The 23,025-nt window shown below is 61.3% G+C and carries 21 protein-coding genes; 17 read left to right on the plus strand and 4 right to left on the minus strand.

Going from position 1 to position 23,025, the window contains the following annotated elements; all coding sequences use genetic code 11:
- Nucleotides 1-13: 13 nt before the first annotated feature.
- From kdpB to SERRSCBI_RS05860, 3 genes are read right to left on the minus strand one after another with little or no spacing between them, the layout of a single operon-like run.
- Nucleotides 14-2,083, minus strand: coding sequence for a potassium-transporting ATPase subunit KdpB (gene kdpB / locus SERRSCBI_RS05850; RefSeq protein WP_042783855.1), 2,070 nt, complete (start codon nt 2,081-2,083; stop codon nt 14-16).
- Between the two features lie 26 nt (nt 2,084-2,109).
- The gene (gene kdpA / locus SERRSCBI_RS05855) at nt 2,110-3,798 is read right to left on the minus strand and encodes a potassium-transporting ATPase subunit KdpA (RefSeq protein ID WP_042783856.1); all 1,689 of its coding nucleotides are present in this window, start codon (nt 3,796-3,798) and stop codon (nt 2,110-2,112) included.
- Complete coding sequence (locus tag SERRSCBI_RS05860) at nt 3,798-3,887, minus strand: K(+)-transporting ATPase subunit F (RefSeq protein WP_016928742.1); 90 nt, start codon at nt 3,885-3,887, stop codon at nt 3,798-3,800. The genes kdpA and SERRSCBI_RS05860 overlap by 1 nt, the downstream gene beginning before the upstream one ends.
- A gap of 441 nt (nt 3,888-4,328) precedes the next feature.
- On the opposite strand from SERRSCBI_RS05860, the gene SERRSCBI_RS05865 reads away from it, so the two are divergent.
- From SERRSCBI_RS05865 to nei, 12 genes are all read left to right on the plus strand, one after another.
- Nucleotides 4,329-4,538, plus strand: coding sequence for a YbfA family protein (locus tag SERRSCBI_RS05865; RefSeq protein WP_004939916.1), 210 nt, complete (start codon nt 4,329-4,331; stop codon nt 4,536-4,538).
- Between the two features lie 142 nt (nt 4,539-4,680).
- The gene (locus tag SERRSCBI_RS05870; RefSeq protein ID WP_042783857.1) at nt 4,681-5,637 is read left to right on the plus strand and encodes a DUF523 and DUF1722 domain-containing protein; all 957 of its coding nucleotides are present in this window, start codon (nt 4,681-4,683) and stop codon (nt 5,635-5,637) included.
- Nucleotides 5,638-5,653: 16 nt separating this feature from the next.
- On the plus strand, nt 5,654-7,084 hold the full coding sequence (gene phrB, locus SERRSCBI_RS05875; protein WP_042783858.1) for a deoxyribodipyrimidine photo-lyase: 1,431 nt from the start codon (nt 5,654-5,656) through the stop codon (nt 7,082-7,084).
- A gap of 22 nt (nt 7,085-7,106) precedes the next feature.
- Nucleotides 7,107-8,087, plus strand: coding sequence for an MBL fold metallo-hydrolase (locus tag SERRSCBI_RS05880; RefSeq protein ID WP_042783859.1), 981 nt, complete (start codon nt 7,107-7,109; stop codon nt 8,085-8,087).
- A gap of 18 nt (nt 8,088-8,105) precedes the next feature.
- Entirely contained in the window at nt 8,106-8,849 is a 744-nt protein-coding gene (locus SERRSCBI_RS05885; protein WP_016928738.1) for a type 2 GTP cyclohydrolase I, read from the plus strand.
- A gap of 159 nt (nt 8,850-9,008) precedes the next feature.
- Complete coding sequence (pxpB, locus tag SERRSCBI_RS05890) at nt 9,009-9,665, plus strand: 5-oxoprolinase subunit PxpB (RefSeq protein WP_071883537.1); 657 nt, start codon at nt 9,009-9,011, stop codon at nt 9,663-9,665.
- Nucleotides 9,659-10,591, plus strand: coding sequence for a 5-oxoprolinase subunit PxpC (gene pxpC / locus SERRSCBI_RS05895; protein WP_015376969.1), 933 nt, complete (start codon nt 9,659-9,661; stop codon nt 10,589-10,591). The genes pxpB and pxpC overlap by 7 nt, the downstream gene beginning before the upstream one ends.
- On the plus strand, nt 10,581-11,321 hold the full coding sequence (gene pxpA / locus SERRSCBI_RS05900) for a 5-oxoprolinase subunit PxpA (RefSeq protein ID WP_042783861.1): 741 nt from the start codon (nt 10,581-10,583) through the stop codon (nt 11,319-11,321). The genes pxpC and pxpA overlap by 11 nt, the downstream gene beginning before the upstream one ends.
- 55 nt (nt 11,322-11,376) lie before the next feature.
- The gene (locus SERRSCBI_RS05905; protein WP_016928734.1) at nt 11,377-12,108 is read left to right on the plus strand and encodes a DUF969 domain-containing protein; all 732 of its coding nucleotides are present in this window, start codon (nt 11,377-11,379) and stop codon (nt 12,106-12,108) included.
- Nucleotides 12,105-13,124: a DUF979 domain-containing protein gene (locus tag SERRSCBI_RS05910; RefSeq protein ID WP_042783862.1), complete on the plus strand. Its 1,020-nt coding sequence runs from the start codon at nt 12,105-12,107 to the stop codon at nt 13,122-13,124. The genes SERRSCBI_RS05905 and SERRSCBI_RS05910 overlap by 4 nt, the downstream gene beginning before the upstream one ends.
- A gap of 8 nt (nt 13,125-13,132) precedes the next feature.
- On the plus strand, nt 13,133-13,777 hold the full coding sequence (pcp, locus tag SERRSCBI_RS05915) for a pyroglutamyl-peptidase I (protein ID WP_016928732.1): 645 nt from the start codon (nt 13,133-13,135) through the stop codon (nt 13,775-13,777).
- 54 nt (nt 13,778-13,831) lie between these two features.
- Nucleotides 13,832-14,623, plus strand: coding sequence for an endonuclease VIII (nei, locus tag SERRSCBI_RS05920; protein WP_042783863.1), 792 nt, complete (start codon nt 13,832-13,834; stop codon nt 14,621-14,623).
- A gap of 57 nt (nt 14,624-14,680) precedes the next feature.
- On the opposite strand, the gene SERRSCBI_RS05925 is transcribed toward nei, so the two are convergent.
- The gene (locus tag SERRSCBI_RS05925) at nt 14,681-15,973 is read right to left on the minus strand and encodes a citrate synthase (RefSeq protein ID WP_033642196.1); all 1,293 of its coding nucleotides are present in this window, start codon (nt 15,971-15,973) and stop codon (nt 14,681-14,683) included.
- A gap of 728 nt (nt 15,974-16,701) precedes the next feature.
- Between SERRSCBI_RS05925 and sdhC the strand changes: the two genes are divergently transcribed.
- The 5 genes from sdhC (at nt 16,702) to sucA (ending at nt 23,015) form a co-directional block, all read left to right on the plus strand.
- Complete coding sequence (sdhC, locus tag SERRSCBI_RS05930) at nt 16,702-17,091, plus strand: succinate dehydrogenase cytochrome b556 subunit (protein ID WP_004939893.1); 390 nt, start codon at nt 16,702-16,704, stop codon at nt 17,089-17,091.
- Complete coding sequence (gene sdhD / locus SERRSCBI_RS05935; RefSeq protein WP_004939891.1) at nt 17,085-17,432, plus strand: succinate dehydrogenase membrane anchor subunit; 348 nt, start codon at nt 17,085-17,087, stop codon at nt 17,430-17,432. Before sdhC ends, sdhD begins: the two co-directional genes overlap by 7 nt.
- Entirely contained in the window at nt 17,433-19,199 is a 1,767-nt protein-coding gene (sdhA, locus tag SERRSCBI_RS05940; RefSeq protein WP_015376974.1) for a succinate dehydrogenase flavoprotein subunit, read from the plus strand.
- 16 nt (nt 19,200-19,215) lie between these two features.
- The gene (locus SERRSCBI_RS05945) at nt 19,216-19,932 is read left to right on the plus strand and encodes a succinate dehydrogenase iron-sulfur subunit (protein ID WP_015376975.1); all 717 of its coding nucleotides are present in this window, start codon (nt 19,216-19,218) and stop codon (nt 19,930-19,932) included.
- 275 nt (nt 19,933-20,207) lie between these two features.
- Entirely contained in the window at nt 20,208-23,015 is a 2,808-nt protein-coding gene (gene sucA / locus SERRSCBI_RS05950) for a 2-oxoglutarate dehydrogenase E1 component (protein ID WP_033644215.1), read from the plus strand.
- The last annotated feature ends 10 nt before the right edge of the window (nt 23,016-23,025 follow it).

Here is a 23,025-nt window from a genome sequence, read left to right on the forward strand (position 1 = left end):
TTTCCCTCAATGGTTAACCGGCAACGTGCAGCGCGACCAGGAGCAGGTCGATCAGTTTGATGCCGACGAACGGCACCAGCAGGCCGCCGACCCCGTACAGCCACAGGTTGCGGCGCAGCAGAGCCGCGGCACTCATCGGTTTGTAGCTCACCCCTTTCAGCGCCAGCGGGATCAGAAACACGATCACCAGGGCGTTGAAGATCACCGCCGACATGATGGCGGAGGCGGGGGAGTGCAGGTGCATCACGTTCAGCGCGTTCAGCTGCGGATAGGTGGCCGCGAACGCCGCCGGAATGATGGCGAAGTACTTGGCCACGTCGTTGGCGATGCTGAAGGTGGTCAGCGAACCGCGCGTCATCAGCATCTGTTTGCCGATATGTACCACTTCGATCAGCTTGGTCGGGTTGGAATCCAGATCGACCATGTTGCCCGCCTCTTTGGCGGCCTGGGTGCCGGAGTTCATCGCCACCGCCACATCGGCCTGCGCCAGCGCCGGGGCGTCGTTGGTGCCGTCGCCGGTCATCGCCACCAGACGGCCTTCCGCCTGATATTGGCGGATCAGCGCCAGCTTGGCTTCCGGCGTGGCTTCCGACAGGAAGTCGTCCACCCCGGCTTCGGCGGCGATCGCCGCCGCGGTCAGCGGGTTATCGCCGGTGATCATCACCGTTTTGATGCCCATCTTGCGCAGCTCATTGAAGCGCTCTTTGATGCCGCCCTTGACGATATCCTTCAACGCCACCACGCCCAGCACCCGTGCGCCTTCCGCCACCACCAGCGGCGTGCCGCCGGTGCGCGCCACGCTTTCCACCAGATCGTCCACCGCCCGCGGGAAGTGCCCCTGATTGGTTTCGACGTGACGGCGAATGGCGTCCACCGCGCCTTTGCGGATCATGCGCTCCTGCACGTTGACGCCGCTCATGCGGGTCTGGGCGGAGAAGGGCACGAAGGTGGCGTTCAGCGCCTGCAGATCGCGCTCGCGCAGGTTAAAGCGCTGTTTGGCCAGCACCACGATGCTGCGGCCTTCCGGCGTTTCGTCCGCCAGCGAAGCCAGCTGCGCGGCGTCCGCCAGCTCTTGTTCTTTCACGCCCGGCGCCGGCAGGAACTCCGAAGCCTGACGGTTGCCCAGCGTAATGGTGCCGGTTTTATCCAGCAGCAGCACGTCCACGTCGCCGGCGGCTTCCACCGCGCGGCCGCTGGTGGCGATCACGTTGGCGCCGAGCATGCGGCTCATCCCGGCCACGCCGATGGCGGACAGCAGACCGCCGATGGTGGTGGGGATCAGGCAAACCAGCAGCGCGACCAGTACGGTGATGGTGACCACGCTGCCGCTGCCGGCCGCCTCGACGCTGTATTGCGAGAACGGGAACAGGGTGGCGGTGGCCAACACGAACACGATGGTCAGCGCCACCAGCAGGATGGTCAGCGCGATTTCGTTCGGCGTTTTGCGGCGTTTGGCGCCTTCCACCATGGCGATCATGCGATCGAGGAAGGTTTCCCCCGGGTTGACGCTGCACTGCACCACCAGCCAGTCGGACAGCACGCGGGTGCCGCCGGTGACCGAGGAGAAGTCCCCGCCGGATTCGCGGATCACCGGGGCGGATTCCCCGGTGATGGCGCTTTCATCCACCGAGGCGCCGCCCTCCAGCACTTCGCCGTCGCACGGAATGGTGTCGCCGGCTTCCACCAGCACGATATCGCCTTTGCGCAGGCTGTCGGCGGCCACTTTCTCCGTGGTGCCGTCGCGGCGGGGGCCGGCCAGTTTTTTCGCCCAGCTGGTTTTCTTGGTGCCTTTCAGGCTTTCCGCCTGGGCCTTGCTGCGCCCTTCGGCCAGCGCCTCGGCGAAGTTGGCGAACAGCACGGTGAACCACAACCACAGGGAGACGCTGCCGGTAAAGGCGGCGGCGCCGTCGGTTTGGCCGGCGAGGATCGCCAGCCAGATGGCGGTGGTCAGAATGCTGCCGATATACACCACGAACATCACCGGGTTGCGCCATTGAACGCGAGGATCCAGTTTTTTCACCGCATCGATCAGCGCGGTGCGCACCAGGGCCGGTTCAAACAGCGCGCGTTGTTTGCGAGTCATCTCTTATTCTCTCTCTGTGACGTCGGTTAGTTTGCCAACCAAAGTTGCAAATGCTCGGCCACCGGGCCCAGCGCCAGCGCAGGTACGAAGGTCAGCGCGCCCACCAGCAATACGGTGCCGATCAGCAGGCCGATAAACAGCGGCCCATAGGTCGGCAGGGTGCCGTTGCCCGCCGGCTGGCGTGGCTTGGCGCTCAGCGAACCGGCGATCGCCAGCACCGGCAGGATCACCCCGAAGCGGCCGACGAACATGGCGAAGGCCAGCAGCAGGTTGTAGAACGGCGTATTGACGCTCAAGCCGGCGAAGGCGCTGCCGTTGTTGTTGGCGGCGGAGGACAGGGCATACAGCACTTCGCTGAAGCCGTGGGCGCCCGGATTGAGGATGCCGGCGCGGCCCGCGTCGGTGCCGATAGCCAGCGCGCTGCCCAGCAACACCAGCGCCGGCGTGACCAGGATCGCCAGCGCGGTCATCTTCATGTCGTAAACGTCGATCTTCTTGCCCAGATATTCCGGGGTGCGGCCGATCATCAGACCGGCGATAAACACCGTCAGCAGCACGAACAGCAGCATGCCGTACAGGCCGGAGCCGACGCCGCCGAACACCACTTCACCGATCTGCATCAGCCACATCGGCACCATGCCGCCCAGCGCGGTGAAGGAGTCGTGCATGGCGTTGACCGCCCCGCAGGACGCGGCGGTGGTCACCACCGAGAACAGGCTGGTGGCGAGAATGCCGAAGCGCGACTCTTTGCCTTCCATATTGATGTTGCTGTCGGCGCCCAGCGCGCTCAGGTGCGGGTTGCCCGCCAGCTCGGCGTACATCACCACCACCACCGCCACCACGAAGATCAGCGCCATCGCCCAGATCAGCGCGTGGCCCTGACGGTTTTCACCGGCCAGTTGTCCGAAAGAGAAGCACAGCGCGCAAGGGATCAGGAAGATGGCCAGCATCTGCACGAAGTTGGTCAACACGGTCGGGTTTTCGAACGGGTGCGCCGAGTTGGCCCCGAAGAACCCCCCGCCGTTGGTGCCGAGCATCTTGATCGCTTCCTGCGAGGCGACCGGCCCCATCGGCAGCGTCTGCTGCGCGCCTTCGAGCGTGGTGACGTGCAGGTAAGGCAGGAAGTTTTGCAGCGTGCCCTGGCTGACGAAGAACAGGGCGATCAGCAGCGCGATCGGCAGCAGCACATACAGCGTGATGCGGAACAGATCGGCCCAGGCGTTGCCGACGGTCTTGCCGGCGCGGCGGGTAAAGGCGCGGATCAGCGCAAAGGCCACGGCGATGCCGGTGGAGGCGGAAACGAAGTTCTGCACCGCCAGCCCGGCCATCTGGCTGAAATAGCTGAGGGCGCTTTCACCGCTGTAGGCTTGCCAGTTGGTGTTGGTGACGAAGCTGACGGCGGTGTTGAGCGCCAGATCCCAGGAGAGGCCAGGGAAGCCTTGTGGGTTGAGCGGCAGCGAGCCCTGCGCCATCAGCAGGGCGAACAGCAGCGCCAGGCCGAGCAGGTTAAACGCCAGGATCGCCAGCGCGTACTGCCACCAATTCATCTCGGTGGGGCGGATGCCGCAGGCGCGCCAGACGCCGGCTTCCACTGCGCGCAGCGTAGGCAGTGGCTCACCTTCGATCAGGCGCGCCATAAAACCGCCCAGCGGCCGTGCCAGCAGCAGAAGCACCAGCAGGAAACTGGCGATCAGTAAAAAGGCTGAACCCGCCATCAGAAATCCTCCGCGTTAAACAGGGCGTAGACCAGATAGGCCAACAGCAGCAGAACCAACAGCGCACCACCAATAACGCTGAAACTCACGGGACACCTCCAGAGGTGTTGTTTTTGATAGAGGCAGTGTAGGGAGCGGGGTAGAAAGAAGATGAAAAAATCGCGCGGGCGGGTGTAAAAAAAGTATAAAAATGGCTGAAATTTCAGCGAAAATTGAGCATTTCAACCAGCAGGTTGGCGGCGAGATTGCGCCTGATGAGTGAATAAGCAAGGGCAGAGGCGTGGCAGCAGGAACCGGATAATAACCACAACGTAACCAATGTTAAGTTAAAAATTAACTTGGCTGTAACAAAATTACGAATCGCCGCGGTGATTAGCGATTTTTTGTGCGATTTAGTGGTCGGATGAGTAGTAAACTTTCATCAAGTGCGCTAAAATTTTGTCCAGTTACCAAATTACCGATTGTTCATTTGATACGCCCACGCCGTTTTCCCTGACAAATCAACGGCAGGCGTTTTTAAGGAGGTTCGCATGTCTACGACCTATCACGCTTATTCACTGCATCGGATTCTCCTGCGCCGCAGCGCAGTGGTGATCGCGGGCATTTTGGCCCTGCCGGTGATGCTGTTCCGCAGCGATCGCGGGCGTTTTTACAGCTACCTGCACCGCGTCTGGTCAAAAACCAGCGATAAGCCGGTCTGGCTGCAGCAGGCGGAACTGGCGTCCTGCGACTTCTACTGAGTCACTGCCGACTCACGAACAACCCTCGCCCTGCGGCGGGGGTTTTTTTATGCCCCAAGCCCGCTGCCGTCAAGCGCAAGGTCGTATTTGGCAAGCCATTCTTCTACACTTTCCCCATCGACCAACACCACGAGAGAACGGTATGAGTGACAAGATCCCTATCGGCATCAGCGCCTGTTTACTGGGCGACGCGGTGCGTTTCGACGGTGGCCACAAGCGGCTGGCCTTCGCGGTGGAACAGTTGGCGCCCTATGTGCGCTTTGAGCCCGTTTGCCCGGAAATGGCGATCGGCCTGCCCACGCCGCGCCCGGCGCTGCGCCTGGTGAAACAGGCGCAGCCGTGGCCGGCGATGCGCTACAGCAACGACGCCGGCGTGGATCTGACCGAGGAGATGCGCAGTTTCTCCGCACAGCGCGTGGCCGCGTTGCAGCACCTGTGCGGCTATATCGTCTGCGCCAAGTCGCCGAGCTGCGGCCTGGAGCGGGTGCGGGTCTACAGCGAGAACGGCAAGGACTCGCGTAAAAACGGCGTCGGGCTGTTTACCGCCGAGCTGCTGCGCCAGATGCCGTGGCTGCCGGTGGAAGAGGATGGGCGTTTGCAGGATGCGGCGCTGCGGGAAAACTTTATCGAGCGAGTGTACGCGCTGTATGAGTTGAGCATGCTGTGGCGTCAGGGGCTGACCCGCGGCGGGCTGATCGCGTTTCACAGCCGCTACAAGCTGTCGCTGCTGGCGCATTCGCAGCCGGCGTACCGCGAACTGGGGCGTTTCGTCGCCGACATTCATCGCTGGGACTCGCTGGAAGACTTCGCCGTGGAGTACCGCAGCCGCCTGATGGCGTTGTTGGCGCACAAGGCGACGCGCCGCAACCATACCAACGTGTTGATGCACGTGCAGGGTTACTTCCGCCGCCAGCTCAGCGCGGCGCAGCGCCAGGAGCTGGCGCACCTGATCGACCGCTACCGGCAGGGCATGCAGCCGCTGCTGGCGCCGATCGCCTTGCTTAAGCATTACATGGCGGAATATCCCGACAGTTATCTGGCGGAACAACGCTATTTCGAACCTTATCCGGAGGCGCTGCGTTTGCGTTACGGCCATTGATTGACAAGGGAATTTTATGACCACGCATCTGGTCTGGTTGCGTAACGATTTGCGTATCACCGACAACAAAGCGCTGCACGCTGCCTGCAGCGATCCCAAAGCCCGGGTGCTGGCGGTGTTTATCGCCACCCCGCAGCAGTGGCGGCAGCATGAGATGGCGCCGCGGCAGGCGGCGCTGATCCACGCCAGCCTGCGGGCGGTACAGCAGGCGCTGGCGCAAAAGGGCATTGCGCTGCATTGCCATGCCGGCACGGACTTTGCCGCGTCGATCGACTGGCTGGCGGAGTATTGCCGGCGAGAGCAGGTGGACGCGTTATTTTACAACCGCCAGTACGAACTGAATGAACGGCGACGCGATGCGCGGCTGGAGCAGCAGTTGAATGGACGGGTAACGTGCCACGGTTTTGATGACAGCCTGCTGTTGCCGCCGGGCAGCGTGCTAACCGGCGGCGGCGAGATGTACAAGGTTTATACGCCGTTTCGCAACGCCTTTATTCAGCGCCTTACTGAGTCCGACGTGAGCTGCCTGCCGGCGCCGAAGATCCGTGCCGATGGCGCGTTGCCTGCGCCTGAGGCGCCGGTGGCGTTCGATTATCCCGCGGCGGACATCGGGGATGACTATCCCGCCGGCGAGGAGGCCGCGCTGCAGCGGCTGCGCGCCTTTTGTCGTGAGCAGGTGCAAGATTACCTTCGGCAGCGCGATCTGCCCGCCATCGCCGGCACCAGCAGCCTGTCGCCCTATCTGGCGATCGGCGCGCTGTCGCCGCGCCAGTGTTTTAACCGCCTGCGCGCCGAATGCCCGCAGCTGCTGGAAGATCGCGAGAGCGGCGCTTTCGCCTGGCTGAACGAGCTGATTTGGCGCGAGTTCTATCGCCACCTGCTGGTGGCCTATCCCGAGCTGTGCCGCCATCGTCCCTTTATCGCCTGGACGGACAAGGTGCGCTGGAGCGCTGACGCGGCGAAGCAGCAGGCCTGGCAGCGGGGCGAAACCGGCTATCCGATCGTCGATGCCGCCATGCGCCAACTGAACGCTACCGGCTGGATGCACAACCGGCTGCGCATGATCAGCGCCAGTTTTCTGGTGAAGGATCTGCTGATCGACTGGCGCGCCGGGGAGCGCTATTTCATGTCGCAACTGCTGGACGGGGATCTGGCGGCCAATAACGGCGGCTGGCAGTGGGCGGCCTCCACCGGCACCGACGCCGCGCCGTATTTCCGCATCTTTAACCCGACCACCCAGGGTGAACGTTTTGATCCACAAGGCACTTTCATCCGTAAATGGTTGCCGGAACTGGCGGATGTGCCCGACAATGACATCCATTACCCCCACCGCTGGGCGGAAAAGCAGCGCCGTACGCTGAACTACCCGCTGCCGATCGTCGATCACAAACAAGCCCGCGTGGAGACGTTGGCGGCGTTCGAGGCGGCGAAGCGGGGAGAGTCTTGAGGCAACTGCAAGGAGCGACGTAATGATGAAAAAGGTGCTGGCCCTGTGCCTGAGCGGCTATTCCGCGCTGGCGATCGCCGGCTTTGACGTGGTGGCGCTGGGCGTCGACGGCGGCGTCAGCGACGGCAACCTGACCTCTTATCTGATCCGCAGCGATAATCAGCCGCAGTATGTGGCGCTGGACGCCGGCTCGCTGCTGCCGGGCATCGCCAAAGGGCTGGAGAAGGGCAGTTTCCCGCAGGTGACCCCCGAGCTGGCCGCGCCTTACACGCCGCAGGGCTATGTGTTCCGGCAGTTGATCGGCGGCTATTTCATCAGCCACGGCCATCTGGACCACGTGGCGGGGCTGATCGTCGGCTCGCCCGAAGATAATAAAAAAACCGTTTACGCCCAGGCGGACACCGTGCTGACCCTGCGCAACCATTACTTCAACTGGAAGGCCTGGCCGAACTTTACCGACGCCGGCAACGGTTCGCGGCTGGGCACCTACCGGCTGCAAACGGTGCGGCCGCAGCAGCGCTTTACCCTCGGCCTGACCGGGTTGACCGGCGTGATGTACCCGCTCAGCCACGATCGCTACCCGTCGTCAATGCTGCTGATTTCCAACGGCAACGAGTTCTTCGCCTACTTCGGCGATACCGGGCCGGACAAGGTGGAGCAGTCGCGCGATCTCGATGCCGTGTGGCGCGTGCTGGGGCCGCTTGTCGAGCAGAAAAAGCTCAAGGGCATGATTATCGAAACCTCTTACCCTAATGGGGTGGAGGACAAACATCTATACGGCCATCTGACGCCGGCCTGGCTGCTGAAGGAGCTGAAGAACCTGACGCAGTACAGCGGCGGCGAAGGCTCGCTGAACGGTCTGCCGGTGGTGATCAGCCACATCAAACCGAGCCTGAAGCAGGGCGAAGACGCGCGCGCCGCCATTGCGCAGCAGCTGGCGCAGGGCAACGATCTGGGGGTGAAATTCATCCTGATGGCGCAGGGCGACCGGCAGACATTTTGACTATGAAGAGAGAAGAGAATGCGTAACCTCGATCTGGAACAACTGATCAACACGGAACTGAACGCCGCGGCGTTTCAGGACTATGCCCCCAATGGATTGCAGGTGGAAGGGCGCCCGCACGTGCAGCGCATCGTGACCGGCGTCACCGCCTGTCAGGCGCTGTTGGACGCCGCGGTGGCGCATCAGGCCGACGCGATCATCGTGCATCACGGCTATTTCTGGAAAAACGAGGCGCCGGCGGTGCGCGGCATGAAGCGCAACCGTCTGAAAACGCTGTTGACCCACGACATCAATCTGTACGGCTACCACTTGCCGCTGGACGCGCATCCGGTGCTGGGCAACAACGCGCAGCTGGCGCAGGCGCTGGGCATTCGGGTGATTGGCGACGTCGAGCCGCTGGTGCCGCACGGGGAATTCGAACAGCCGCTGACCGGCGAAGCGCTGCAACAGCGCATCGAAAGCCGGCTGGGGCGCGCGGTGCTGCACTGCGGCGATAACGCGCCTGAGCATATTCGCCGAGTGGCCTGGTGCACCGGTGGCGGCCAGGGCTTTATCGACAGCGCGGCGCGCTTCGGCGTCGATGCTTTCATCAGCGGTGAAGTGTCTGAGCAGACCATTCACAGCGCGCGCGAAATGGGCGTGCATTTCTTTGCTGCCGGCCACCACGCGACCGAGCGCGGCGGCGTGAAAGCGCTGGGGGAATGGCTGGCTCAGCACCACGGTTTTGATGTGACCTTTATCGATATCCCGAATCCCGCCTGATTTTTTTCTGCGTCGGATCCAGCCCGGCCTGCGCGCCGGCTGAATCCTTTTACCGCGCTATTTCCTTATTTTCCTTATGGTTGCGTTCTATTGACAGCCGGGGCTGCGTCACGCATAACTGGTGTGTTTTTCAGCGCGATAATAATAAGGAGAATAAGGGTGCAACAAGCGCGTTATTACCTTTTAGGTGAAAGAGCGGTAGTGCTTGAACTGTCACCGCCGGTGACGTTGCCGAGCCAGCAGCGCATCTGGGCGCTGGCGGAAAAGCTGAATCATCATCCTGACGTGCGGGAAGTGGTGCCGGGAATGAACAACCTGACGCTGCTGTTGCATACGCCGCAGGCCGACGCCGAAGCGATGCTCGCGTTACTGCAGCAGGGGTGGGAAAGCAAAGAGCGCCTGACGCCGGAGTCGCGTCAGGTGGAGATCCCGGTTGTCTATGGCGGGGAACAGGGCCCCGATCTGGATGAGGTGGCGCGCCATACCGGCATGACGCCGCGACAGGTGGTGGAATGCCACGCGGCGGCGGCTTACGTGGTCTATTTTCTCGGCTTTCAGCCGGGCTTCTCCTATTTGGGCGGCATGCCGGAAAAACTGGCCACGCCGCGTCGCGCCGAACCGCGTCTGGCGGTGGCGGCCGGCTCCGTCGGTATCGGCGGCGACCAGACCGGCATCTATCCGCTGGCGACGCCCGGCGGCTGGCAGCTGATCGGCCGCACGCCGCTGGCGTTGTTCAATCCCCATGAAATGCCGCCGACGCTGCTGCGCCCGGGCGATAGCGTACGCTTTGTGCCGCAGAAGGAGGGCGTATGCTGATTATTCTGCGCGCCGGCATCTATACCACGGTGCAGGATTTGGGCCGTGAAGGATTTCGCCGTCTGGGCATCAGTACCGGCGGCGCGTTGGATCAACCGGCGCTGAAGATCGCCAACCTGCTGGTGGGCAACGCGCCGGAGGCCGCCGGGCTAGAGATCACGCTCGGCCAGTTCAGCGCCGAGTTTACCCGTCCCGGCTGGATCGCCCTGACCGGCGCCGGCTGCGACGCGCAGCTGGACGGTAAGCCGCTGTGGACCGGCTGGCGCTACCCGGTGAAAAAGGGTCAGCGGCTGGTGCTGGGCACGCCGAAGCGCGGTATGCGCAGTTATCTCGCGATCGCCGGCGGTATCGCCGTGCCGGAAATGCTGGGCTCGCGCAGCACCGACATGAAAGCCGCTTTTGGCGGGTGCGAGGGGCGTAATCTGAAGGACGGCGATCGGTTGCCGCTGGGCAAATCCGCCGCTGAACCGCAAACCCGCTGTGGCGTAAAGCAGTTGTTGTTCACCAACCGCATCCGTGCGTTGCCGGGGCCGGAGTACGCCGAATTCAGCGAAGAGGCGCAGGATACGTTTTGGCGCGCCGCCTGGCAGCTCAGCCCGCAGAGCAACCGCATGGGCTACCGTCTGCACGGCGGCACGCCGCTGGCACGCACCACCGACAGAGAGATGCTGTCGCACGGCCTGATGCCCGGCGTGGTGCAGGTGCCGCACAACGGCCAGCCGATCGTGCTGATGGCCGATGCGCAAACCACCGGTGGTTACCCGCGTATCGCCTGCGTGATCGAAGCCGATCTTTACCATTTGGCGCAGATCCGTCTCGGCGAACCGATCCATTTCGTTCTCTGTTCACTGGCCGAGGCGCAGCGCGCCAAGGCCGAGCAGGATCTTTTCCTTCGACAGATTGCCTGGGGGTTACATGATCGTTGATTTGAACGCCGATCTCGGCGAAGGCTGCGCCAACGACCAGGCGCTGTTGCAATTGGTGAGCTCGGCCAACATCGCCTGCGGCTTCCACGCCGGCGATGCGCAGACCATGCGTCAGTCGGTGCGCTGGGCATTGCAGTACGGCGTGGCGATCGGCGCCCACCCGAGTTTTCCCGATCGGGAGAATTTCGGCCGCACTCGCATGCAGCTGCCGCCGGAAACGGTGTACGCGCAGGTGGTGTATCAGCTCGGGGCGCTGGCGGCCATCGCCCGCGCCGAGGGCGGGGTGATGGTGCACGTTAAGCCGCACGGCATGCTGTACAACCAGGCGGCGGTTGAGCCGGCGCTGGCGGAAGCCATCGCCCGGGCGGTGCAGGCGGTCGATCCGGCGCTGCGGCTGGTGGGGCTGGCCGGCAGCGAGCTGATCCGCGCCGGACAACGGCTCGGTCTGACCACCCGGCAGGAGGTGTTCGCCGATCGCGGTTATCAGGTCGACGGCACGCTGGTGCCGCGCGGTTTGCCGGGGGCATTGATCGAGGATGACGAACAGGCGCTGGCGCAAACCCTGGAGATGGTGCGCCATCACCGGGTGCGCAGCGTCGATGGCGTTTGGACCGCCGTACAGGCGGAAACCGTCTGCCTGCACGGGGACGGCGAGCATGCGCTGGCGTATGCGCGCAAGCTGCGGGACTGTTTTGTTCAACAGGGCATCCGCGTCAGCGCAGAGCAGTAAAGCAAGACACAACATCACAAACAAAAAAATTATTAGAAAATATCGAGGGAAGACTATGGAACAGGCCGTGAATCTCTGGCCACTGATCGGCATCGCCGCGATCGTGGTCGGGTTTGTATTGCGTTTCAATCCGGTGCTGGTGGTGATCGCCGCCGGCATCATTACCGGTCTGGCGGCGCTGATGCCGCTGGACGTCATTCTGGAAAAGCTCGGCGAGGGCTTTCTCAATACCCGAAACCTGCCGCTGATCCTGCTGCTGCCGCTGGCGGTGATCGGCCTGCTGGAACGTCACGGGCTGAAAGAGCGGGCGCAGGCGTGGATCGCCAAGATCAAAAGCGCCACCGCCGGCCGTTTGCTGATCGTGTACCTGTTCGTGCGCGAGATCACCGCGGCGATGGGGCTGACCAGCCTGGGCGGGCATCCGCAGATGGTGCGGCCGCTGCTGGCGCCGATGGCGGAAGGGGCGACGGAAAACCGCTACGGCGAGCTGCCGGAGCGCACCCGCCACCGCCTGCGCGCCATGTCGGCCGCTACCGATAACGTCGGGCTGTTCTTCGGCGAGGATATCTTCGTGGCCTTCGGTGCGATCATCTTCATGCATAACTTTATGCTGGAGTCCGGTGGCATTCAGACCGAGCCGCTGCATATCGCGCTGTGGGGCATTCCGACCGCCATTTTCGCTTTCCTGATCCACGCGTTCAGGCTGTATCGGATGGATAAACAGCTGAGCGCCGAGCTGGCGCAGCTGAATCAGGCGGCGCTGCAGGCGAAGGGGGAGGCGCGATGAACTTCCAGCAACAATACCTTTACTGGCTGGCCGGCGCGGTGCTGCTGATTGTGGCGGTGATGTCATTGCGCGATCGCGCCAACCCGCGCCGCATCACCACCGGGCTGTTTTGGGGGCTGTACGGCCTGGTGTTCCTGGTCGGCGACTGGACTTATCGCCTGTTGGGCGATGTACTGGGCGAGGGCAGCAACGAAAAACGCATGCTGCATATCATCGTTGGCGCGGTGGTGGTGGTGATGGCCCTGATTGCCGGCTTTGGCGGCGTGCGCCTCGGCAGCTATCACCAGCGGACGCCGCAGGAGCGCGAGGCGAGCGCCAAGCGCCTGGGCAACAAGCTGTTCATTCCCGCGCTGGCGATCCCGGTGGTGACGGTGGTCGGCGTGCTGCTGTTCAACAACGTGCCGGCGTTGCAAAACGCGGTATTCGGCAGCGGTAACCACGCGACGCTGATCACCCTGTTCTCGATGACCGTCGGCTGCCTGATCGGGTTGGCGATCGCGGTGAAAATGACCCATGAGAAGGCGCTCCAGCCGATACAGGAAGCGCGGCGCCTGCTGGATTCGATCGGCTGGGCGTTCATTCTGCCGCAGATCCTCGCCACGTTGGGGCTGCTGTTTACCGTCGCCGGCGTTGGCACCGCGATCTCGCATTTGACCCAGGAATATCTGGCGGTCGATAACCGTTTTATCGCCGTGGCGGTCTACGCTATCGGTATGGCGGTGCTGACCATGGTGATGGGCAACGCCTTCGCCGCTTTCCCGATCGTTACCGCCGGCATCGGCATTCCGATCCTGGTGTTGCAGCACGGCGGCAACCCGGCGGTGATGGCGGCGATCGGCATGTTCTCCGGCTATTGCGGCACCCTGATGACGCCGATGGCGGCGAACTTCAACATTGTGCCGGCGGCGCTGCTGGAGTTGCCGGACAAGAATGCGGTGATCAAGGCGCAGGTGCCGACCGGCGTGCTGCTGCTGTTGGTTAACGTGTTCCTGCTGTATTTCCTGATGTTCCTGTAGGAGTAAGGATGCAAAAAGTATTGATTACCGGCTTCGAGCCGTTTGGCGGCGAGCGCCTCAATCCCTCCTGGGAAGTGGTGAAGCAGCTCAACGATATGGAACTGGTGGGCACGCGTATCGTGGCGCGCCAGTTGCCGTGCGTGTTCGGCGCCGCGCTGGAGGCGCTCAATGCGGCGATCGACGAGGTGCAGCCGGTGATGGTGCTGGCTATCGGCCAGGCCGGCGGCCGCACCGATATCACGATTGAACGGGTGGCGATCAACGTCGACGATGCGCGTATTCCCGACAATCAGGGGCAGCAGCCGGTGGATGAGCCGATCGTCGCCGGCGGTCCGGCGGCCTATTTCAGCACTTTGCCGATCAAAGCGATGGTGAGTTCGATGCGCGAGGCCGGCATTCCGGCCGCCGTTTCGCAGACTGCCGGCACCTACGTGTGCAACCATGTGATGTATGGGCTGCTGCACCGTTTGAGCGGCCAGCGCGAGGTGAAGGGCGGTTTTATCCATATCCCGTATCTGCCTGAGCAGGCGGCGGCGCACCCCGGCGCGCCGAGCATGGCGGCTTCGACGGTGCTGTTTGCATTGGAGCTGGCCGTTTCCATCGCTTTGCAGGTGGAACACGATCTGAAAGTGGTGGGCGGCGCGACGCATTAATCAAGAGAATCCCCGGCGCATCGGGCTGCGCCGGGTCTACGCAAGGAGTGGTCTATGCCGGAAGGACCGGAGATCCGCCGGGCGGCGGACAAACTGGCGGCGGCGGTGATCGATCAGCCGCTGACCGCCGTCGATTTCGCTTTTCCCCAGTTGAAGCACTACCGCCAGCGTTTGCTCGGCGAGCGCATCGTCGCCATCGAGCCGCGCGGCAAGGCGCTGTTGACCCACTTTTCCAATGGGCTGACGATGTACAGCCATAACCAGCTGTACGGCGTATGGAAAGTGGCGGCGGCGGGAGAGACGCCGGAGACCAAGCGCGATCTGCGGGTGCGGCTGGAAACCGCTCGCAGCGCAATATTGCTCTACAGCGCTTCCGACATCACCGTCGGGCCGCGCGAGGAGATAGAACAGCACCCGTTCCTGCAACGCATTGGCCCCGACGTGCTGGACATGTCGTTGACGGTGGATGAGGTGCAGGAGCGTTTGCTGACGCCGCGTTTTCGCCGCAGGCAGCTGGGCGGCATGCTGCTCGACCAGGCGTTTCTCGCCGGATTGGGCAATTATTTGCGCGCCGAAATTCTGTGGCAGGCCGAACTGGCGCCGCAGCACAAACCGCAGGATCTGGCGCCAGAAGCGCTTTGGCGTCTGGCGGAGGCGCTGCTGGCGGTGCCGCGTCTTTCCTATCAGACGCGCGGGCAGGCGGATGAGAACCGCCATCACGGCGCGCTGTTTCGCTTCAAGGTGTTTCATCGCAGCGGCGAGCCCTGTGAGCGCTGCGGCGCGATGATTGTGCGCACCGACCTGTCGTCGCGGCCGTTTTATTGGTGCCCGGGCTGCCAGCAATAAGCAAAAAAAACGCCGCCCGAAGGGGCGGCGTTGTGCGGTTTCAGCCGGTGAAGCGGCTTACTTGGTTTTCAGCTGGGATTTGAAATCACGCTCGGCATAGCCGGTGTACAGCTGACGCGGACGGGCAATTTTGATGCCTTCGTCGTGCATTTCGTTCCAGTGCGCGATCCAGCCGATGGTGCGCGCGATGGCGAAGATCACGGTGAACATGGAAGAAGGAATGCCCATCGCCTTCAGGATGATGCCGGAGTAGAAGTCGACGTTCGGGTACAGTTTCTTCTCGATGAAGTACGGGTCGTTCAGCGCGATGTGCTCTAGCTCCATCGCCACCTGCAGCAGGTTGTCGTCCTTCTTGTTCAGCTCTTTCAGCACTTCGTGACAGGTCTCGCGCATCACGGTGGCGCGCGGATCGTAGTTCTTGTACACGCGGTGGCCGAAGCCCATCAGGCGGAAGGAGTCGTTCTTGTCCTTGGCGCGCTTGATGAATTCCGGAATGTGATCGACGGTCTTGATCTCTTCCAGCATTTTCAGCGCCGCTTCGTTGGCGCCGCCGTGCGCCGGCCCCCACAGGGAGGCGATGCCGGCCGCGATGCAGGCGAACGGGTTGGCGCCGGAAGATCCGGCGGTGCGCACGGTCGAGGTAGAGGCGTTCTGCTCATGGTCGGCGTGCAGGATCAGGATGCGATCCATGGCGCGTTCCAATACCGGGTTCACCACGTACTCTTCGCACGGGGTGGCGAACATCATGTGCAGGAAGTTGCCGGCATAGGACAGATCGTTGCGCGGATAAACGAACGGCTGGCCTAGGGAGTATTTGTAGCACATCGCGGCCACGGTCGGCATTTTGGACAGCAGACGGAACGCGGTGATTTCACGGTGACGCTCGTTGTTGACGTCCAGCGCATCGTGGTAGAACGCCGCCAGCGCGCCGGTCACGCCGCACAGCACCGCCATCGGGTGCGAGTCGCGACGGAAGCCACGGAACAGATGGGTGATCTGGTCGTGGATCATGGTGTGACGGGTTACGGTCGTTTTGAAGGTCTCGAACTCTTCCGGCGTCGGGGTCTCGCCGTACAGCAGGATGTAGCACACTTCCAGGTAGGAAGATTCTTTCGCCAGCTGTTCGATAGGGAAGCCGCGGTGCAGCAGCACGCCTTTGTCGCCGTCGATGAAGGTAATCTTGGATTCGCAAGAAGCGGTGGAGGTAAAGCCGGGATCAAATGTGAAATAACCTTTGGAACCCAGAGCGCGGACATCGAGGACATCAGGGCCCAGTGTCGGTGTCAATACGCCCAGTTCGATCGGAGCTTCGCTGTCGTTAATGGTTAGCGTCGCTTTCTTATCAGTCATTTACTGTCTCCTTAGCGCCTTATTTTAAAAACCACTAACAACTGAAATACCTTAAATCTCTGCAGGTTGCCCGCAAAAAATGGTGCGGACGCTAACTCTGTGAGCGACTGCGCAACTGTGCGCGGGTAGGGTACAGAGTGCTGACCAGGCGAACGAGACGGGTGACCAGTTGTTAACGATTCAGAGTAATTCGTTATAGTCTGTTAATCTTACCTATGAGCTGTTCGAAGAGATGTGAACCTATCCCAATAAACTGTTTTTATTTGCTTTATTTGCTTTTTGACGCCGGCAAAATCGAGCGGGAAACAACGGCTATTGGGATAGGTTCGCCAAATACACTGTTGCATAACTCGAACCCGGGGGAAGTGTATCTGCTGACCCGTAGCGCATCATAGGACCGTTTGTGCCCCTATATGTAATGGAAATGTTGATCTCTTGTCAAATCAGATAATTAATTTTGCACTAATTGTGAAATCCGTGATCTGAATCACTGTTCGGGGGAAATGTTATCAAAGCGGTTGTATGAGAATTGTAATCAGAATGTGATCCTCCTATACTGCCGCCAGGTCTCCGGATTACCCTGAAGTAGGAGCACCCAGCGTTATAAATGCGCGCCGTTTGAGCACAGAGGATGTTGATGTTTGAGCGCGTGACGTGTAAGGGTTTTAGGCTCTTAACGCTGTCTGATCCCCGCCCAGGCCCGGAGGAAGGAAAATAATAAGAGCTGTGTGGGCAAATACGTGAAAAAACAACGACCTGTCAACTTGGATCTGCAAACGATCCGGTTCCCCGTAACTGCGATAGCGTCTATCTTACACCGAGTCTCTGGCGTAATTACCTTCGTTGCCGTGGGTATCCTCCTCTGGCTGCTGGGCCTGTCACTCTCTTCCCAAGAGGGGTTCCTGCAGGCGGCCGCCATCATGAATAGCTTCATCGTCAAATTCATATTCTGGGGCATCCTCACGGCGCTGGCCTATCACATTTGCGGTGGCATCCGTCACTTGTTAATGGATTTTGGCTACATCGAAGAGAGTTTGGCCGCCGGCACCCGTTCCGCCCAGGTGGCGATCGGTCTGACCGTCGTGCTGTCAGTTCTGGCTGGAGTCCTCGTATGGTAAACAACGTTTCTGCATTAGGGCGCAACGGCGTGCACGATTGGCTGCTGCTGCGTGCTTCCGCAATCATCATCACCCTGTACGTCCTGTATATCCTGGGCTTTTTCGTCACGGCTCCGGAACTCACTTATGACATCTGGCGCGGTTTCTTCGCCACTTCCATTACGAAAGTGTTCACTCTGCTGACCTTGCTGTCGATTCTGGTTCACGCCTGGATCGGGCTGTGGCAGGTGCTGACGGACTACGTCAAGCCGCTGGCGGTTCGCCTGGTGTTGCAGTTGGCTGTCGTGGTCGCGTTGCTGGTCTATTTACTGTACGGAACAATCGTAGTGTGGGGTGCTTAAATGAAACTGCCAGTCAGAGAGTTTGATGCCGTCGTAATCGGCGCCGGCGGTGCGGGCATGCGTGCCGCGCTGCAAATTTCCCAAGCGGGCTCGACCTGTGCCCTGCTGTCCAAAGTTTTCCCGACCCGTTCCCATACCGTGTCCGCCCAAGGCGGCATTACCGTCGCGCTCGGCAACAGCCACGAGGACAACTGGGAATGGCATATGTACGACACGGTGAAAGGTTCCGACTATATCGGTGACCAGGACGCCATCGAATATATGTGTAAAACCGGCCCGGAAGCGATTCTGGAACTGGAACACATGGGCCTGCCGTTCTCTCGCCTGGACGACGGCCGCATCTATCAGCGTCCGTTCGGCGGTCAGTCGCTGAACTTCGGCGGCGAGCAGGCGGCGCGTACCGCCGCCGCAGCCGACCGTACCGGCCACGCGCTGCTGCACACCCTGTACCAACAGAACCTGAAAAACCACACCACCATTTTCTCTGAGTGGTATGCGCTCGATCTGGTGAAAAACCAGGACGGCGCGGTGGTCGGCACCACGGCTATCTGCATCGAAACCGGTGAAGTGGTTTACTTCAAAGCCAAGGCCACCGTGCTGGCGACCGGCGGCGCAGGCCGTATTTACCAGTCCACCACCAACGCCCACATCAACACCGGCGACGGTGTCGGCATGGCGCTGCGCGCCGGCGTGCCGGTGCAGGACATGGAAATGTGGCAGTTCCACCCGACCGGCATCGCCGGCGCGGGCGTGCTGGTGACCGAAGGCTGCCGCGGCGAAGGCGGTTACCTGTTGAACAAACACGGCGAGCGCTTCATGGAGCGTTATGCGCCGAACGCCAAAGATCTGGCGGGGCGCGACGTGGTTGCCCGTTCGATCATGATCGAAATCCGCGAAGGCCGCGGCTGCGACGGTCCTTGGGGCCCGCACGCCAAGCTGAAGCTGGATCACCTGGGCAAAGAGGTGCTGGAATCCCGTCTGCCGGGCATTCTGGAGCTGTCCCGCACCTTCGCGCACGTCGATCCGGTGAAAGAGCCGATCCCGGTTATCCCAACCTGTCACTATATGATGGGCGGCATTCCGACCAAGGTGACCGGTCAGGCGCTGACCGTAAACGAGAAAGGCGAAGACGTGGTGATCCCGGGGCTGTTCGCCGTGGGCGAAATCGCCTGCGTATCGGTGCACGGCGCCAACCGTCTGGGCGGCAACTCGCTGCTGGACCTGGTGGTGTTCGGCCGTTCCGCCGGCATGCACCTGCAGGAATCGTTGGAAGAGCAGGGCGTGAGCCGTGACGCCAGCGACTCCGACGTGGAAGCTTCGCTTGATCGTCTGAACCGTTGGAACAATACCCGTTCTGGCGAAGACCCGGTCGAGATTCGCAAAGCGCTGCAGTCTTGCATGCAGCACAACTTCTCGGTATTCCGCGAAGGCGATGCGATGGCCAAGGGCCTGGAAGAACTGAAAGTGATCCGTGAACGTCTGAAGAACGCACGCCTGGACGATACCTCCAGCGAGTTCAACACCCAGCGCATCGAGTGCCTGGAGTTGGATAACCTGATGGAGACCGCGTATTCCACCGCCGTGTCGGCCAACTTCCGTACCGAGAGCCGTGGCGCACACAGCCGCTTCGACTACCCGGAACGCGATGACGCCAACTGGCTGTGCCATTCGCTGTATCTGCCGCAATCGGAAAGCATGACGCGTCGTGAAGTGAACATGCAACCGAAGCTGCGCCCGGCATTCCCGCCGAAAGTGCGTTCTTACTAATTGCGGAGATCGACAGATGAAACTCGAATTTTCCATTTATCGCTACAATCCGGATGTCGACGACGCGCCGCACATGCAGGACTACACCCTGGAAGCGGAAGAAGGCCGTGACATGATGCTGCTGGATGCGTTGATCCAACTGAAAGAAAAAGATCCGACCCTGTCGTTCCGTCGCTCATGCCGCGAAGGCGTGTGCGGTTCCGACGGCCTGAACATGAACGGTAAAAACGGCCTGGCGTGCATCACCCCGGTTTCGTCGCTGCGCAAAGGCAACGGCAAGATCGTGATCCGTCCGCTGCCGGGGCTGCCGGTGGTGCGCGATCTGGTGGTGGATATGGGTCAGTTCTACACCCAGTATGAAAAGATCAAGCCATACCTGCTGAACGACGGCAAGAATCCGCCGGCGCGTGAGCACCTGCAGTCGCCGGAACAGCGCGCCAAGCTGGACGGTCTGTACGAGTGCATCCTGTGCGCCTGCTGCTCGACTTCGTGCCCATCGTTCTGGTGGAACCCGGACAAGTTCATCGGGCCTGCCGGTCTGTTGGCGGCGTATCGCTTCCTGATCGACAGCCGTGACACGGAAACGCAAGAACGTTTAGATGATCTGGACGATGCTTTTAGTGTTTTCCGCTGCCATAGCATTATGAATTGTGTCAGTGTATGTCCTAAAGGCTTGAACCCGACGCGTGCGATCGGGCATATCAAGTCCATGCTGCTGCAACGCGGCGCATAAACGGAATGAGATGCTGCGCCGGGCTCTTTTCCGGCGCACATCCCATAGGGGAGGGAACCTCTAAAAACTGACCCGCGGCTGCGGCGCTATGCAGCCTGGTTCTTCCGCCGGTTTTTAGAGGTTCCTTGTAAGGGACCGCAAGGTCCATAACAGAACGTATCGGGCCGTCATGGCCGCAAGTACGTCGAGTGAACCGTTTTACGGCAAACCGTATTCATCACGGTAATTATGTTAACCACGGCGAAAACTAAAGCTTCAAAGCTTAAGGGATCATGATGCAGAACGGCGCAATGAAGGCCTGGCTGGATTCCTCCTATCTGGCGGGCGCGAACCAGTCTTACATAGAGCAGCTCTATGAAGATTTCTTAACCGATCCGGGTTCCGTTGAAGATAGCTGGCGTTCCATTTTTCAACAGCTACCAACCGCGGGTGTCAAACCCGATCAGCTCCACTCTCAAACGCGCGACTACTTCCGCCGCTTGGCGAAAGACTCCGCGCGCTACAACACCACCATCACCGATCCGGCAACCGATGCCAAACAGGTCAAGGTACTGCAGCTGATCAACGCCTTCCGCTTCCGCGGACATCAGCATGCCAACCTCGATCCGCTCGGCCTGTGGCAGCGTGAGCAAGTTCCTGACCTTGAGCCCGCTTACCACAACCTGACCGAAGCCGATTTCCAGGAAACCTTCAACGTGGGCTCTTTCGCCATCGGCAAAGAAACCATGAAGCTGGGCGATCTGTACGCCGCGCTGAAGCAGACCTACTGCGGTTCGATCGGCGCTGAATACATGCACATCACCAACACCGAAGAGAAACGCTGGATCCAGCAGCGCATCGAGTCGGTGGTGGGGCGCGCCAGCTTTACCGCCGACGAAAAACGCCGTTTCCTGAACGAGCTGACCGCTGCGGAAGGCCTGGAACGCTACCTGGGCGCCAAATTCCCGGGCGCCAAACGCTTCTCGCTGGAAGGCGGCGACGCGCTGGTGCCGATGCTGAAAGAGATGGTGCGCCACGCCGGCAAGAACGGCACGCGTGAAGTGGTGTTGGGCATGGCCCACCGCGGCCGTCTGAACGTGCTGATCAACGTGCTGGGCAAAAAACCGGCCGACCTGTTCGACGAATTCGCCGGCAAGCATAAAGAACACCTCGGCACCGGTGACGTGAAATATCACCAGGGCTTCTCCTCCGACGTGGAAACCGAAGGCGGCATGGTTCACCTGGCGCTGGCGTTCAACCCGTCGCACCTGGAGATCGTCAGCCCGGTGGTCATGGGGTCGGTTCGCGCCCGTCGCGATCGTCTGGACGAAGCGCGCAGCAACATGGTGCTGCCGATTACCATCCACGGCGACGCCGCCATTACCGGCCAGGGCGTGGTTCAGGAAACCCTGAACATGTCTCAGGCTCGCGGCTACGAAGTGGGCGGCACCGTGCGCATCGTCATCAACAACCAGGTTGGCTTCACCACCTCCAACCCGCTGGATGCGCGCTCTACCGAATACTGCACCGACATCGCCAAAATGGTTCAGGCGCCGATCTTCCACGTTAACGCGGACGATCCGGAAGCCGTGGCCTTCGTCACTCGCCTGGCGTTGGATTTCCGTAACACCTTTAAGCGTGACGTGATGATCGATCTGGTCTGCTACCGTCGCCATGGGCACAACGAGGCCGATGAGCCGAGCGCCACCCAGCCGGTGATGTATCAGAAGATCAAGAAACACCCTACGCCGCGCAAAATCTACGCTGACATTCTGACCGAACAGAAAGTGGCCAGCCTGGAAGATGCCACGGAAATGGTCAACCTGTATCGTGATGCGCTCGACCGCGGCGATTGTGTGGTTGAAGAATGGCGTCCGATGAATCTGCACTCCTTCACCTGGTCGCCGTACCTGAACCACGAGTGGGACGAAGAGTACCCGAGCAAGGTTGAGATGAAGCGTCTGCAGGAACTGGGCCGCCGCATCAGCACCGTGCCGGAAGCGATCGAAATGCAGTCACGCGTGGCGAAAATCTACGCTGACCGCGCCGAGATGGCGGCGGGCAACAAGCCGTTCGACTGGGGCGCCGCCGAAACGCTGGCCTACGCCACCATGGCGGATGAAGGCATTCCAATCCGCATCTCCGGCGAAGACGCCGGCCGCGGCACCTTCTTCCACCGTCACGCGGTGGTGCACAACCAGAAAAACGGTTCGGTCTATGTTCCGCTGGCGAATATCCACAGCGGCCAGGGCGAATTCAAAGTCTGGGACTCCGTGCTGTCTGAAGAGGCGGTGCTGGCGTTCGAATACGGCTACGCCACGGCGGAACCGCGCACGCTGACCATCTGGGAAGCGCAGTTCGGCGACTTCGCCAACGGCGCGCAGGTTGTTATCGACCAGTTCATCAGCTCCGGCGAGCAAAAATGGGGCCGTATGTGCGGCCTGGTGATGCTGCTGCCGCACGGCTATGAAGGCCAGGGCCCAGAGCACTCCTCCGCGCGTCTGGAACGTTATCTGCAGCTGTGCGCTGAGCAGAACATGCAGGTGTGCGTCCCGTCCACGCCGGCGCAGGTTTACCACATGCTGCGTCGTCAGGCGCTGCGCGGTATGCGTCGTCCGCTGGTGGTGATGTCGCCGAAGTCGCTGCTGCGTCACCCGCTGGCGGTCTCTTCGCTGGACGAGCTGGCCAATGGCACCTTCCTGCCGGCGATCGGCGAGATCGACGATTTGGATCCGAAAGCGGTCAAGCGCGTCGTGCTGTGCTCCGGTAAGGTTTACTACGACCTGCTGGAACAGCGTCGCAAGAACGAGCAGAAAGACGTGGCCATCGTGCGCATCGAGCAGCTGTATCCGTTCCCGCATCAGGCCGTGCAGGCCGTGCTGGAGCAATACTCGCACGTGCATGACTTCGTCTGGTGTCAGGAAGAGCCGCTGAACCAGGGCGCCTGGTACTGCAGCCAACACAACTTCCGTGAAGTGGTGCCGTTCGGGGCTTCTTTACGTTACGCAGGACGTCCGGCCTCCGCCTCTCCGGCGGTGGGTTATATGTCCGTACACCAGAAGCAGCAGCAGGCTCTGGTGAATGATGCGCTGAATATTGACTAATGTTCGCTCG

It is taken from the genome of Serratia sp. SCBI, assembly GCF_000747565.1.
Taxonomy (GTDB): Bacteria; Pseudomonadota; Gammaproteobacteria; order Enterobacterales; family Enterobacteriaceae; genus Serratia; species Serratia ureilytica.